This is a genomic window from [Rhizobium] kunmingense (genome assembly GCF_977018605.1).
Genome location: NZ_CDRNXG010000002.1, coordinates 1,099,603 through 1,113,349, shown reverse-complemented (window position 1 = coordinate 1,113,349; position 13,747 = coordinate 1,099,603). Strand labels below are relative to the sequence as shown.

12 protein-coding genes are annotated in these 13,747 nt (G+C 61.1%); 4 read left to right on the top strand and 8 right to left on the bottom strand.

From position 1 onward, the window contains the following. The first annotated feature begins 5 nt into the window (after positions 1-5). Positions 6-3,146: a multidrug efflux RND transporter permease subunit gene (locus AC0JZ4_RS23535; RefSeq protein WP_471888885.1), complete on the top strand. Its 3,141-nt coding sequence runs from the start codon at positions 6-8 to the stop codon at positions 3,144-3,146. Positions 3,147-3,228: 82 nt separating this feature from the next. Then, positions 3,229-3,849, top strand: a complete 621-nt coding sequence (locus AC0JZ4_RS23530; RefSeq protein WP_471888884.1) for a TetR family transcriptional regulator — start codon at positions 3,229-3,231, stop codon at positions 3,847-3,849. Positions 3,850-3,887: 38 nt separating this feature from the next. On the opposite strand, the gene AC0JZ4_RS23525 is transcribed toward AC0JZ4_RS23530, so the two are convergent. The 8 genes from AC0JZ4_RS23525 to rocF all read right to left on the bottom strand — a co-directional run bounded on the left by AC0JZ4_RS23525 (position 3,888) and on the right by rocF (position 11,832). Then, complete coding sequence (locus tag AC0JZ4_RS23525; RefSeq protein ID WP_471888883.1) at positions 3,888-4,175, bottom strand: helix-turn-helix domain-containing protein; 288 nt, start codon at positions 4,173-4,175, stop codon at positions 3,888-3,890. Between the two features lie 64 nt (positions 4,176-4,239). After that, positions 4,240-5,148: a glycine betaine ABC transporter substrate-binding protein gene (locus AC0JZ4_RS23520; protein WP_471888882.1), complete on the bottom strand. Its 909-nt coding sequence runs from the start codon at positions 5,146-5,148 to the stop codon at positions 4,240-4,242. A gap of 150 nt (positions 5,149-5,298) precedes the next feature. Next, entirely contained in the window at positions 5,299-6,198 is a 900-nt protein-coding gene (locus AC0JZ4_RS23515) for a glycine betaine ABC transporter substrate-binding protein (protein ID WP_471888881.1), read from the bottom strand. 94 nt (positions 6,199-6,292) lie between these two features. Next, entirely contained in the window at positions 6,293-7,201 is a 909-nt protein-coding gene (locus AC0JZ4_RS23510) for a glycine betaine ABC transporter substrate-binding protein (protein ID WP_471888880.1), read from the bottom strand. Positions 7,202-7,267: 66 nt separating this feature from the next. Continuing rightward, positions 7,268-8,149: an ABC transporter permease gene (locus AC0JZ4_RS23505; protein WP_471888879.1), complete on the bottom strand. Its 882-nt coding sequence runs from the start codon at positions 8,147-8,149 to the stop codon at positions 7,268-7,270. Between the two features lie 43 nt (positions 8,150-8,192). Then, a complete protein-coding gene (proV, locus tag AC0JZ4_RS23500) occupies positions 8,193-9,425 on the bottom strand; it encodes a glycine betaine/L-proline ABC transporter ATP-binding protein ProV (protein WP_471888878.1) in 1,233 nt (410 codons plus the stop codon). 422 nt (positions 9,426-9,847) lie between these two features. Next, positions 9,848-10,912, bottom strand: coding sequence for an ornithine cyclodeaminase (locus AC0JZ4_RS23495; RefSeq protein WP_471888877.1), 1,065 nt, complete (start codon positions 10,910-10,912; stop codon positions 9,848-9,850). Continuing rightward, the gene (gene rocF / locus AC0JZ4_RS23490) at positions 10,912-11,832 is read right to left on the bottom strand and encodes an arginase (RefSeq protein WP_471888876.1); all 921 of its coding nucleotides are present in this window, start codon (positions 11,830-11,832) and stop codon (positions 10,912-10,914) included. The genes AC0JZ4_RS23495 and rocF overlap by 1 nt, the downstream gene beginning before the upstream one ends. 116 nt (positions 11,833-11,948) lie before the next feature. Here rocF and AC0JZ4_RS23485 point away from each other — a divergent pair, with 116 nt between their 5' ends. Continuing rightward, positions 11,949-12,386: an Lrp/AsnC family transcriptional regulator gene (locus AC0JZ4_RS23485; protein WP_471888875.1), complete on the top strand. Its 438-nt coding sequence runs from the start codon at positions 11,949-11,951 to the stop codon at positions 12,384-12,386. Between the two features lie 89 nt (positions 12,387-12,475). After that, positions 12,476-13,645 (top strand): pyridoxal phosphate-dependent aminotransferase, encoded by a 1,170-nt coding sequence (locus AC0JZ4_RS23480; RefSeq protein ID WP_471888874.1) that lies wholly within the window; start codon positions 12,476-12,478, stop codon positions 13,643-13,645. Positions 13,646-13,747: the final 102 nt, after the last annotated feature.

The window sequence follows — 13,747 nt, the reverse complement described above, 5'->3', positions numbered from 1 at the left end:
GTTTTATGGCACGTTTCTTCATCGACCGGCCCATCTTTGCCTGGGTCGTCGCGATTTTCATCATGCTGGCAGGCGTGATCACCATTCCGATGCTGCCGATCGCGCAGTATCCGAATGTCGCCCCGCCACAGATCACCATCTCGACCAACTATCCGGGCGCATCGCCCGAGAACATCTATCAGAGCGTCACGCGTCAGGTTGAAGACGAACTCAACGGCGTTCCCGGTCTGCTGTATTTCGAATCCGTCTCGGAATCGTCCGGGCGAATTTCGATCAACGTCACCTTTGCGCCCGGTACCAATATCGGCGAGGCACAGGTCGAGGTGCAGAACCGTATTGCCCGCGCGGAGCCGCGTCTTCCGAGCGTAGTCACCTCACAGGGCATCCGTGTCGAGCGTGCAGGAACCTCGTTCCTCATGCTGGTCTCGCTGATCTCCACCGACGGCAATACGGACGCCATCGGCCTCGGAGACTACCTGCAGCGTAACATCATCGGCGAAATCCGCCGCGTTCCGGGAGTCGGCAGCGCCCAGCTATTTTCGACCCAGCGATCCATGCGCATCTGGATGGATCCGGACAAGATGGTCGGCCTCAGCCTTACATCCGGCGATATCGTCAGCGCCATCGAGGCACAGAACGCCCAGGTGGCCGCCGGCCGCATCGGCGCGACGCCGAACCCGATCGGCCAGCAGATTTCAGCCACCATCAATGTCGAAGGCCAGCTGACCTCTCCGGAAGAGTTCGGAGCAATCGTGCTGCGCGCCAATCCCGATGGCTCCTCGGTTCGCCTGCGCGACGTCGCACGGGTGGAGATCGGCGGCGAAAGCTACAACTTCTCCAGCCGCCTGAACGGCCAGCCGAGTGCTGCGATCGGCGTACAGCTGTCTCCGACGGGTAACGCGCTCGCCACAGCAGAAGGCGTCCGCGCCATCATGGAGGAACTGCAGCAGTATTTCCCCGCTGGCGTGACCTACGAAATACCCTATGACACTAGCCCGTTCGTCGAAGTGTCGATCGAGAAGGTCATTCACACGTTGATCGAGGCGATGATCCTCGTATTCGTCGTGATGTTCCTGTTCCTGCAGAACATCCGCTACACGATCATTCCGACCCTCGTCGTGCCGGTCGCGCTGCTCGGCACCTGTGCCGTCATGTTCGTCGCCGGTTTCTCGATCAACGTCTTGACCATGTTCGCGATGGTTCTCGCCATCGGCATCCTCGTCGACGACGCCATCGTCGTGGTCGAGAATGTCGAGCGCATCATGGCCGAGGAAAAGCTTTCGCCCAAGGAAGCGACGCGCAAGGCGATGGGTCAGATTTCCGGTGCCATCATCGGCATCACCCTGGTCCTCAGCGCCGTGTTCATCCCGATGGCCTTCTTCCCCGGCGCGGTCGGCATCATCTACCAGCAGTTCTCGCTGACGATGGTTGTCTCCATCCTCTTCTCCGGCTTCCTGGCTCTGTCCTTGACGCCAGCGCTCTGCGGCACGTTCCTGAAGCCGATCACCGGTGACCATCACGAGAAGAAGGGCTTCTTCGGGATGTTCAACCGCGGCTTCGACAAGGCGTCGCATGGCTATTCGCGCTGGGTGGGTGGCATCATCAAGCGCTCCGGCCGGTTCATGGTCATCTACCTTGCACTGCTTGCCGGTCTGGGCTGGGCCTATATCCAGCTGCCAAGCGCATTCCTGCCCAACGAAGACCAGGGCTACCTCATCGTCGATATCCAGGCACCGGCGGAAGCCAGTACCGACCGTACCGTCGATGTACTGTCCCAGATCGAAAAGATCGCCTTGCAGGAAGAAGCGGTCGAGCGCATCATCGCGATCAACGGCTTTTCCTTCTCCGGTTCGGGTCAGAATGCCGGCCTCGCCTTCATCACGCTGAAGGACTGGGATGAGCGTGGGCCAGAAGATTCCGCCGCGGCCATCTCGCAGCGTATCAATGCCCAGGTTGGCGGCATTCGCGATGCGATCGCCTTCTCCCTGTCGCCGCCGCCCATCCAGGGCCTCGGCAACTCGAGCGGCTTCACCTTCCGTCTGCAGGACCGCGCCGGCAACGGTCAGGCCGCGCTTTCGGCAGCGCGAGAGCAGCTGATGGCCGCAGCCCGGCAGAGCCCCGTACTGGCAGGGCTGCGCATCGAAGGCATGCCGGATGCCGCGCAGATCAACCTCGTGATCGACCGTGAGAAGGCCAACACCTTTGGCGTGACCTTCAACGATATCAACTCGACCATCACATCCAACCTCGGCTCCACCTACGTCAACGACTTCCCCAACACCGGCCGCATGCAGCGTGTTACCGTGCAGGCGGACGGCAGCCAGCGCATGCAGGCGGCAGACCTCCTCAAGCTCAACGTCCGCAATTCGGGCGGCGGCATGGTGCCGATGTCATCCTTCGCCACCGTCGAGTGGATCCGCGGCCCTTCGCAGGTCGTCGGCTACAACGGCTATCCGTCGGTTCGCATCGCCGGTCAGTCGGGTCCGGGCTTCTCCACCGGCGACGCGATCGCCGAGATGGAACGCCTCGCAGGCGAGCTGCCGAGCGGATTCGGTTACGAGTGGACGGGGCAGTCTCTGCAGGAAATCCAGTCGGGCAGCCAGGCGCCGGCGCTGATCGCGCTGTCCATCCTGTTCGTCTTCCTGCTCCTTTCGGCGCTCTACGAAAGCTGGTCCATCCCGTTGTCGGTCATGCTCGTCGTCCCACTCGGCGTCATAGGCTCGGTCGCCGCGGTGATGATCCGCGACATGCCGAACGACGTCTACTTCCTTGTCGGCCTCATCACGATCATCGGGCTCTCGGCCAAGAACGCCATCCTGATCATCGAGTTCGCCAAGGATCTGCGCGCCGAGGGCAAGACGACCTATGAGGCGACCGTGGAGGCATCGCATCTGCGCTTCCGTCCGATCCTGATGACGTCGCTGGCCTTCACCCTCGGCGTCGTGCCGATGGCAATCGCCACCGGCGCCAGCGCCGCCAGCCAGAACGCCATCGGTACCGGCGTCCTCGGCGGCATGATCTCGGCCACCGTGCTTGCGATCTTCTTCGTGCCCGCCTTCTTCATGTTCATCATGAGGTTGTTCGGCGGCGCCCGGAAGGAGCCTATGCCTGACGCATCGAAGACAGAGACGACGTCAACGCACTGACGAAATGGAAAAGGACCTTCCCGGACACGCTTCGGGGAGGTCTTCTGCCATCGGGCATACCGATTGCAGGAAAGGAGGAGGAATGAGACGTACAAAAGCCGAGGCCGCGGAAACGCGCTGCTCTATTCTTGTCGCAGCCGAAAAGCTGTTCTTTGAAAAGGGCGTGGCCAACAGCTCGCTCGACGAGATCGCGACCACAGCCGGCGTCACGCGCGGTGCCATCTACTGGCATTTCGAGAGCAAGAGCGATATTTTCCTAGAGATTTACAATGCCGCACAACTACCGCGCGTCAACATAGCCGACCTCGAGCAAACCCAGGAAGAGGGGCAGGACCCTCTGGCTGCCGTGGCGAAAATGGCATGCGACTGGCTCGATATGTTGTCAAAGGACAGGCACCGCCAGCGCCTGCTCTCCATCCTTCTGAGAACGAATTTCACCGCCGAGTTCCAGCCGGTTCGCAACGAGATAGACAAGCTCGACCGCGATCACACACTGCATCTGGAGGGAATGTTCGCCACGGCGGCGGCAAAGGGAAGGCTGGCTGCCGCGTGGACGCCGCAATCGGCAAGCCGTGCGTTCAAGTGGATGATGAAGGGTATCTGCTGGGATTGGCTTCTGTTCGGCCAGAAATTCGACCTGTCGGAAGAAGGTGGCGACAAGGTCAGGCGTCTGCTAGCCGGTTTTGACAACGCTGCCGCCTGAGGTGGTTAAAGAACGATTGGGCTCGGGCCTGCCGGCTGTCAGCGGCAGGCGCCACCACTGTGCTCGGCCCCACCCCAGCGAGGCCCGGCGCCATTGCCGCTCATGAGCCATGACACGCTGACCTGAAGAACGCCCGCCATCATGTCCACCCGGTTGGCGCGCGGTTCTGCGCGATCGTTTTCCCAGTCAGCCCAGGTAACGGCCTCGACACCAAGAATACGTGCGGCATCCTCGACGGAAATATCGCGTGCATCGCGTGCCAGAGAAATACGTCCACCGATCGTGTCATCGACGCCGTAGAGCGGCGCATAGTTTCGGTTGCTCATGAAAGACTGTCCCCGTCAAATGAGAAGAGGCGGCCACCCGACGTCGAGTGACCGTCCGGATGTTTCACCCCTCGTCGCCGAGCCAGGCTTTGACCTGATCCGAATGGTCCGAGATATACTTGGTCACCGCCGCGTCATAGGAGGTCTCCTGCGCGTCGGACATGCCGGCCTCGAGGTCGTCGAGCGGTATCTTCATGCGTGACATGAATTCCGCCACCGCCGGATTATCGGTCTTGAAATCCTTGCGAGACAAAACGTCGACATGTTCGGCGCCCCCGATCGACTTCTTGGGATCGTCGATGTAGCGCAGCTTGTATTTGCCGAACATCCAGTGCGGGCTCCAGGCTGTTGCCACGAACCATTTTTCACTGCGGTAAGCGCGGGCAACCGCCGATAACATGCCGGCCTCGCTGGAAATCTGCAGCCGGTAGTCGTCGAGGGCATAGTCCTTCAGCGCCTGCTGCGACAGGCGGGTGAGGCCCGCTCCGGGTTCCGTGCCCTGAACCGTGCCGGACAGTTTCTCCTGCACCTCGGGCTTCTTCAGATCCTCGAACGAGGCGACATCCGCCTCCGGCACGTAGGCCGGCACGACCCAGCCCTGCCGCGCGCCTTCATAGACCGTGCCGAGTGTGTCGACCCTGTCTTTAACCTTGGCGTAATAGTCGGCATGGGTCACCGGCAGCCACGCCATCATGATCAGGTCGAGATCGCCGCGGCTGATGCCCTGGTAAAGCGGTGCGACATCGGTCTGGACCAGTTCCACTTTCTGGTCGAGTTCGTCCTCGATGATTTTTGCGGCCAGCTTCGTGACGAATTCGGCGTCGGACCATGGAGCGTACCCGATCTTGACCGTCCCCGCATCCTGAGCCAACGTCGGCAGGGCAGATCCTGCGAGAAGCGTGGCAGCAAGGCCGAACGTTGCGGCCAGCGTGGTTCGGCGACGAAGGTCGCGCGTTGTGTAAGTCTTCAGCATATGCTTTCCTTATCGGCCCGACCGCCTGCGTCGGCATCGAAGACGCCGCAGGGCAGCCGGTCACCTAGAGTTTCTGCCCGACCGAAAGGTTTCTGACGTCACGGACAGATGTCGCGGCCGCCCGTCGATGGCGGCCGCGGGCGGCGACAATCAGCCTTCTTCGCCAACCCAGGTCTTTACCTGGTCGGGATGCTCGGCAATGTATTTCTCCACTGCCGCGTCATAGGAGGTCTCCTGCGCGTCGAACATCGCCTTCTCGAGATCTGCGAGCGGCAGCTTCATGCGCGACAGGAATGCGGCCACCTTGGGGTTCTCGGTCTTGAAGTCCTTGGAGGCGAGAATGTCGACATGCTCTGCTTCGCCGAGCGACATCTTGGGGTCCGCGATGTAGCGAAGCTCATACTTGCCGAACATCCAGTGGGGGCTCCAGGATGTTGCGACGAACCACTTCTCACCACGCACGGCGCGATCGACGGTCGTCAGCATGCCCGCCTCACTGGAAATCTGCAGCTTGTAGTCGTCGAGTGCGTAATCCGTCACCGCCTGCTGCGACAAGCGCGTCAGGCCCGCGCCCGGATCGATACCCTGGATGATGCCCGACAGCTTTTCCTGGACCTCAGGCTTCTTCAGGTCCTCGATCGAGGCGATCTCGCTTTCCGGGATATAGGCGGGAACAACCCAGCCAAGCTTTGCGCCGTCATAGACGGTGCCAAGCGTCTCGACACGATCCTTCACCTTGGCGTAGTAATCCGAATGGGTCGCTGGCAGCCATGCCATCATCATCGCGTCGATATCGCCGCGGCTGACGCCCTGATAGAGCGGCGCCACGTCCGTCTGCACCAGCTCCACCTCGTTGCCCAGCTCATCCTTGATCAGCTTGGCCGCCAGCTTGGTCACGAATTCGGCGTCGGACCAGGGCGCGAACCCGAGCTTCACCTCCTTGGCCTCCTGCGCCATGGTCGGCAGGGCAGAGCCCATGACCAGCGCTGCAGCCAGTCCCATCGTCGCACCAAGCGCAACCCGGCGGGTCGGGGAAAATGTCTTGAACATGTGTTCTCCTTTTCTGGAATTCTGTCTTGTGGGGCAATCTTCAGGTCACGGCTCGGCAAACAGCGTAAAACCGAGCGTGCCGTGCAGGTCGGCGTCAGCCGTCTTCGCCGACCCACGCCTTGATCTGCTCCGGATGCTCCTCGATATACTTGGCCACGGCCTCGTCGTAGGAAGTCTCCTGCGCGTGTGCCATCGCCGCCTCGAGTTCGGGAATCTCGAGCTTGATGCGCGACAGGAGGCCGGCCACCTTGGGGTTCTCAGCCGAAAAGCCCTTGTGCGCCAGAGTGTCGACACGCTCGGAATCGCCGAACACATTCTTGGGGTCTTCAAGGTAGCGAAGCTTGTATTTGCCGAACATCCAGTGCGGGCTCCAGGCATTCGTCACGAACCAGCTTTCGCTTCGGTAAGAACGCGCAACGCTTGTCAGAAGGCCGGCCTCGCTGGATGTCTGCACCCGGTAGCCGTCCAGCCCATAGTCCTTCAACGCCCGCTCTGAGAGGCGCGTCAGGCCCGCGCCGGGATCTATGCCCTGCACCGTATCGGGCATTTTCTCCCGCACTTCGGGCTTGTTGAGGTCCTCGATCGTTGCAACCTCGCTCTCGGGCACATAGGCCGGCACGGCCCAGCCGAGCGTGGTACCGTCATAGACCGTACCGAGGACTTCGACGCGGTCCTTCACCTTGGCGAAATAGTCCGCCTGGGTCTCCGGCAACCATGCCATCATCATCGCGTCGAGATCGCCACGGGCGATGCCCTGATAGAGCGGTGCGACATCCGTCTGGACCAGCTCCACTTCGCCGCCCAGCTCGTCCTCGATCAGCTTGGCAGCGAGCTTTGTCACGAATTCCGCATCGGACCATGGGGCCCAGCCGATCCTGACTGGCTTTACATCCTGTGCTGCGGTCGGCAGGGGCGATCCTGCAACCATGACCGCGGCAAGGGCAAAAGCCGCGCCGATCGCGGCGCGTCGGCTGAAGCGGTTGGCGCGTATGGGCGTAAACATTCATTCTCCTTTCGGGAGCTTTAGGTCGTGGGTTCGGCACCCGCATAATTCGGCGGAAGAAAAGGCTCAGGCGCTCGCCGTCGCCAGTTCCTCGCGCTCGTTCTTCTTGAAAAGCACCGACCAGAAGGCGGCGCGGGGTTTTCCGAGGGACTGGGTCAGGCGATCGAGGATCACGGCCAGAATGACGACGGCGAGACCGCCTTCGAAGCCTGTGCCAACGTCGAGACGCTGGATGCCGGTCAGGACCGTGTTGCCGATACCGCCGGCGCCGATCATCGAGGCAATGACCACCATCGACAGCGACAGCATGATCGTCTGGTTGATCCCGGCCATGATCGACGGCATGGCGTTGGGCAGCTGGACCTTGAACAGCAGTTGCGACGAAGTGCAGCCAAAGGCGTTGCCGGCCTCGATGAATTCTGCATGCACCTGGCGAACACCGAGATTGGTGAGACGCACGACCGGTGGCATGGCGAAGATGACCGTCGCAATTGCGCCGGGCACTGCGCCGAGACCGAAGAACATGGCGGCAGGGATCAGGTAGACGAAGGCCGGCATAGTCTGCATCAGGTCGAGGATGGGCCGCACCACGACGGCAACTGAATCCTTGCGCGCCATGGCGATGCCGAGCGGCAACCCGATGATCATCGCCATCAGCGTCGATGCTATGACGAGCGATAGCGTTTCCATCATCGCGCCCCACAGGCCCATCTGATCGACGAGCCACAGCCCGACACCCGTCAAAACGCCGAAGCCGAGGCCGACACGCCAGAGCGAAAGGGCAACGAAGATGGCGACGCCGACAGGCATCGGAATGGCGGTCAGCGCATCCTGAATGGAACCCGTCACGAAGCCGATGGCAGATGCGATCAGGTCGAGAAACGGGGAGAAATTGTCCAGTACGTAATTGACGGCGGCGTCGATGCCGTCACCTATATCGAAATTCATGTCTTGCTCCGGTTATGGGCCGGTTAGGGGAAGGGCTTATGGATCAGCTGGCGCGGTCGAGCGTTTCGAGCAGCGTCGACTTGCTGATGGAGCCGAGATAGCGTTTCGTCTCGTCGATGACGGGAACGGGCCACGGGCTTGCCGCGACCTTGCCGAGCACGTTCGACAACGGCTCGTCCGCCGAGATAGGTTCGATCTCGGAGAGAAAGGCGCCACGATAGGGATCGGCCGCCTTGGCACGCATCTTCTCGACGAGCGACGTCTGGCTGACGACGCCCTGATAGGTCTTGTCGCGACCGAGAATGATCGCGTATTCGCGGTCGAAATTCTTCATCCGCTCGAGCGCGGCGGCAGCGGTCGTGCCCTGGCGCTCGATGATCGTCACCTGCGTCTTGCGGGCGACGTCGCCGGCCTTGAAGACATGGCTGACATCGACATTGCGGAAGAACGAGCGGACATAGTCGTTGGCCGGGCTCATGACGATCTCGTCGGGCGTGCCGACCTGCACGACATTGCCGTTCTGCATGATGCAGATGCGGTCGCCGATCCGCATCGCCTCGTCGAGATCGTGACTGACGAAGACTATCGTGCGGCTGTGTTCGGCCTGAAGACGGACCAGTTCGTCCTGCATCTCGGTGCGAATAAGCGGGTCGAGCGCGGAAAAGGCCTCGTCCATCAACAGGATGGTCGGCTCGCTGGCGAGTGCGCGGGCAAGCCCGACGCGCTGCTTCATGCCGCCCGAAAGCTGATCCGGCATGCTGTTGGCATAGCCGTCGAGACCAACGGCCTTAAGCGCGGTCAGCGCCTTTTCGGTGCGCTCTTTCTCACCCATCCCGGCCACTTCAAGGCCGAAGGCGGCATTGTTCATTACGGTGCGATTGGGAAGCAGCGCAAAAGACTGGAACACCATGCTGATGTCGCGACGACGGACTTCGATCAGTTCGCGGCGCGACATCCTGGTGATGTCCCGACCGTCGATCTCGATCGCACCGGCGGTCGGTTCAATCAGCCGGTTCAGGAGGCGGAGGAGGGTGGATTTGCCGGACCCCGACAGGCCCATGATGACGAAGATCTCGCCGGCCTTGATGTCGAAGCTCGCATCGTTGACGCCCACCGAACAGCCGGTCTGGGCGTGGATTTCGGATTTTGTCTTTCCGGCGCGGACCATTTCGAGTGCCTTATCGGGCCGCTCGCCGAAAACCTTGTAGACATTCTTGATACTGATCTTGGTCGTAGCCGGATTTTCCGACGCGTCATTTTCAGTTGCAAAAGCCATATGTAATCTGGGCCCGGGCTCGATAGCGCGAGCATTCTCCTTCAGTGACATTCTTCCGTATTCAGGCGCATCGCCATCTATACAAAAAGGATATCCGTAAAATATCGTGCGGATCAGTAAGTATCCCCGCTGTGAATGTAGGCCGCAACAAAGAAATCCGATGCATTGTTCGCATGCAAGGAAGCATGCCTGCCAATCCGGCTAAAATATGCAATTCAAGATACGTTTTGTCGACCTGACGCTAGGCGAGAGGTAGGGCGGCAGGTCCGCAATGTCCATAAAAAAATCATATTTGTATTATCGCAAGCAGCTCGCACCGCTTCGCTTGCCCCGCCCTTTAGCCGAGGCACCAACGGTTTGCGCAGGACACGCCACGTCCCGAAAAACCACATCACGAAGCCGTGATGTGGTCGAAAAACCGCCTATGCGGGCTGCCGGCACGCCTTTTCTCGCCGCAGAAGCATGCCGAAAAGATCACGCGGCTCATCCGGATCGGCAAGCAAATCCAGTCGCTCGTAATGCTTGCTGCCGCGAAGCTTGTCATAGACGAACCGCAGTGCGGAAAAGTCTTCCGTGGCAAAGCCGACGCTGTCGAAGAGCGTGATATCTCGCTCCGTCGCACGCCCCACGGCATTGCCGGTAATGACCTGCCAGAGTTCGATTACAGGATGATCCGCCGCCAGCTGCTGAATCTCGCCCTCGACGCGAGTCTGCGGCGGATATTCGACGAAAATCGACGAGCGCAGCAGGATGTCGCGATGCAGTTCGGTCTTGCCGGGACAATCGCCACCCACCGCATTGATGTGCACGCCGGGACCGATCATGTTGTCGGACAGGATCGTCGCGTTCTGCTTGTCGGCGGTCGCGGTCGTGACGATCTGCGCGCCCTCCACGGCCTCTTCGGCGCTACGGCAGGCAACGATGTTCAAACCCAGCTGGGAGAGATTGCGGCGGCAGCGCTCCGTCGCGGTGGGATCGATATCGAAAAGGCGCAAGGTCTCGATACCGAGCAATGCCTTGAAGGCGAGCGCCTGGAACTCGCTCTGCGCACCGTTGCCGATCAGCGCCATCGTCCTCGCCCCTTTCGGCGCCAGATACTTGGCAGCGACAGCCGATGTGGCTGCGGTTCTCAGCGCCGTGAGGATCGTCATCTCCGAGAGAAGCAACGGATAGCCGCTGTCTACGTCGGACAGCACGCCGAAGGCGGTCACCGTCTGGCGACCGCTTTTCGTATTCTTCGGATGGCCGTTCACATACTTGAAGGCATACAATCGACCATCGCTCGCCGGCATCAGCTCGATCACTCCGTCACGGGAATGCGAGGCGATGCGCGCCACTTTGTCGAACAGATCCCAACGCCGAAAATCCTCCTCCACATAGGCCGCAAGTTCCCTGATGAAGGTCTCCGTGCCGATGGACAGCACGAGATCCATCATGTTCTCGACGCTGATGAAGGGGACGATGTTGAGATTCTGTTCGGCCGGCATCAGTAACTCCTTGTCGGTCGGTCGAGGACGGTTCGTCCCATCAGGCTGGCGGTGAGGTCGACGAGCAGCTTCGCCGTGCGGCCGCGCTCGTCGAGGAAAGGGTTGAGTTCGACGAGATCAAGGCTCGATACGAGGCCGCTGTCATGCAGCATTTCCATCACCAGATGCGCCTCGCGGAACGTTGCACCGCCTGGAACCGTGGTGCCGACGGCCGGCGCGATGGAGGGATCGAGGAAGTCGACATCGAGGCTGACATGCAACAGACCGTTGGCCGCTTCGACATTCTCGATAAAACGACGAACCAGAACCGCAACACCATGCTCGTCGATCGTGCGCATGTCATGCACCGTGACGGAGCCCTCATTCAGCGCCTCGCGTTCCGCCGGATCGACGCTGCGGATACCGATCATGCAGACATTGGCCGGATCGACCGGATGCGAGAGCGGCGGCAGATAGCCGTCGAAGCCGGGGCGTCCCGTGTAATAGGCGGCAGGCAAGCCGTGCAGATTGCCACTTCTGGTGGAATCGAGGGTGTGAAAATCGGTGTGCGCGTCGAGCCAGAGAACGAAGAACGGACGGCCCTGTTCGGCCGCCCGCCTTGCGACACCGGCAACCGTGCCGGCGGAAAGCGCATGGTCGCCGCCCATGAAGATCGGCATGCCCTTGCCGCTTTCGCGGTAGGCGACCTCGGTCAGAAGCTCCGTCCAGGCGGCGATCTGCGGCAGATTGCGCACCGCCGGGTTCGGATGCCGAACATCGGGCAGATCGCCGATCACCACATTGCCGATGTCGCTGACCTCGTGACCAAGTTCCTCCAGCGCTCCCTGGAGGTCCGCGACACGCAGGGCGCTCGGCCCCATCTCGCAGCCGAGCTGCGATGCGCCGTCCTGAAGTGGAATGCCGATCAGTCTGCAATGCATATGTTTACTCCATTTGGTAGAAAATGATCATGGTTTTGTGGCGGATTGAATAGATCGATTTGCCAAAAGCGATAAAGTGCCTTTTCATTTCGGCAGCATGATTTATCAATCTGCACATGGATGAATTCGACCACAAGCTGGTGACGCTTTTGCGTCACGACGCGCGACGCAGCATATCGGATATTGCAGCAGACCTCGGCACGTCGAGGGCGACTGTGCGCGCGCGGATGGAAAAGCTGGAGCGCAATCGCGATGTGCTCGGCTACACCGTCATCCTGCGGGCCGATGCGGTGGAACTGCCGGTGCGCGGCATCATGATGATCGAGATCGAGGGTCGCGTCGCCGACCGCGTCATCCAGACGCTCGGCGGCTTTCCGGAGATTTCCGAAATCCACACGACCAATGGCCGCTGGGACCTGATCGTCGAACTGGGCACCGCGACGCTTGCCGATTTCGACAACGTGTTGCGCCGCATCCGGCTGGTGCAGGGCATTACCGCCAGCGAAACGAACCTGCTTCTGGCCACCCCGCGCAGCACAAGAGCAAGGCTTTAGACATCGATCGAGATCGACCGTTGACGGGCATTTGCGACGCACCTACTCCTAGCGTCCCGCAAGATCCTCTCCCTTTGGCCGAGACACCCATGACCATTATCAGACCGGATATCAGCGCCCGCGCCGCGGCCGCACCCCGCAGCGGCATCGGCGAAATCGTCGCTCATGCGCGCGGACGCGACAACCTTCTGCCGCTATGGATCGGCGAAGGCGATCTTCCGACCCCCGATTTCATCACCAGGGTAGCGAGCGAGGCACTGGCGGCGGGCGAGACCTTTTACACCTGGACGCAGGGCATTCCCGAGCTTCGTCAGGCGATCCTGCGCTACTACCAGCGCCATTACAGCCACGATCTGTCCGTCGACAATATCTACGTCACCGGTTCGGGCATGCAATCGATCGTGCTGGCGATCCAGACGGTCGCCTCCGCCGGCGACGAGATCATCTATCTTGCCCCCGCATGGCCGAATGTCGTCAACGCCATCACGGTCGCCGAGGCAAAGCCGCAACCGGTCGTGCTCGACTTCGTCGATGGCCAGTGGAAGATCGATATCGACCGCCTGGCATCGGCGATCACGCCGAAGACCAAGGCGCTGTTCATCAATTCTCCCTCCAACCCGACGGGCTGGACGGCGACGAAGCAGGACCTCGCGGACATTCTCGGCCTTGCGCGCAAGCATGGCCTGTGGATCATCGCCGACGAGATCTACGGCCTTTATTACTTCGACGGCGGCCGCGCGCCCTCCTTCATGGATGTGATGGACGGACAGGACCGGATCATCTTCGCCCAGTCATTCTCCAAGAACTGGTGCATGACGGGCTGGCGTGTCGGCTGGATGGTCGCACCAGCCGAGATTGGCCAGACGCTGACCAATCTTATCCAGTATTCGACCTCCGGTGTGGCGCAGTTCATGCAGAAGGGGGCGATCGCGGCGCTTGATCACGGCGATGATTTCGTCCGCGCCAATATCGAGCGCGCCCGTATCTCGCGCGACATTCTCTGTGACGCGCTGGTTGCCACAAACCGCGTCGAGACGCGCAAGCCGCCCGGCGCGCTTTACGCTTTTCTCAAGATCGACGGCGTCACCGATGCGCGCGACGAAGCCTTCAGGATCGTCGATGCCACGGGCGTCGGCATGGCGCCAGGAACCGCTTTCGGACCGGGCGGGGAAGCTTTCATGCGCGCCTGCTATCTGCGGGACCCGAAACAGATCGAGGATGCAGCCGAGCGATTGAGCAACTATATCAGGGCGCGATAATTCCCTGGCAGACAGACGAAAAAGGCCGGATCACCAAAGCGATGATCCGGCCTTTCCGTTTGAGCGGGGCGGCAGGACCGCCCCTTACCTTATCGTTGCGGC

Bases quoted from the DNA above. Each gene is read 5' to 3' on its own strand.
- AC0JZ4_RS23525 (WP_471888883.1), bottom strand. From the start codon at position 4,175: ATGAGCAACCGAAACTATGCGCCGCTCTACGGCGTCGATGACACGATC.
- rocF (WP_471888876.1), bottom strand. From the start codon at position 11,832: ATGCATTGCAGACTGATCGGCATTCCACTTCAGGACGGCGCATCGCAG.
- AC0JZ4_RS23480 (WP_471888874.1), top strand. From the start codon at position 12,476: ATGACCATTATCAGACCGGATATCAGCGCCCGCGCCGCGGCCGCACCC.
- AC0JZ4_RS23505 (WP_471888879.1), bottom strand. From the start codon at position 8,149: ATGAATTTCGATATAGGTGACGGCATCGACGCCGCCGTCAATTACGTA.
- AC0JZ4_RS23510 (WP_471888880.1), bottom strand. From the start codon at position 7,201: ATGTTTACGCCCATACGCGCCAACCGCTTCAGCCGACGCGCCGCGATC.
- AC0JZ4_RS23495 (WP_471888877.1), bottom strand. From the start codon at position 10,912: ATGCCGGCCGAACAGAATCTCAACATCGTCCCCTTCATCAGCGTCGAG.
- AC0JZ4_RS23485 (WP_471888875.1), top strand. From the start codon at position 11,949: ATGGATGAATTCGACCACAAGCTGGTGACGCTTTTGCGTCACGACGCG.
- AC0JZ4_RS23520 (WP_471888882.1), bottom strand. From the start codon at position 5,148: ATGCTGAAGACTTACACAACGCGCGACCTTCGTCGCCGAACCACGCTG.
- AC0JZ4_RS23515 (WP_471888881.1), bottom strand. From the start codon at position 6,198: ATGTTCAAGACATTTTCCCCGACCCGCCGGGTTGCGCTTGGTGCGACG.
- proV (WP_471888878.1), bottom strand. From the start codon at position 9,425: ATGGCTTTTGCAACTGAAAATGACGCGTCGGAAAATCCGGCTACGACC.
- AC0JZ4_RS23535 (WP_471888885.1), top strand. From the start codon at position 6: ATGGCACGTTTCTTCATCGACCGGCCCATCTTTGCCTGGGTCGTCGCG.
- AC0JZ4_RS23530 (WP_471888884.1), top strand. From the start codon at position 3,229: ATGAGACGTACAAAAGCCGAGGCCGCGGAAACGCGCTGCTCTATTCTT.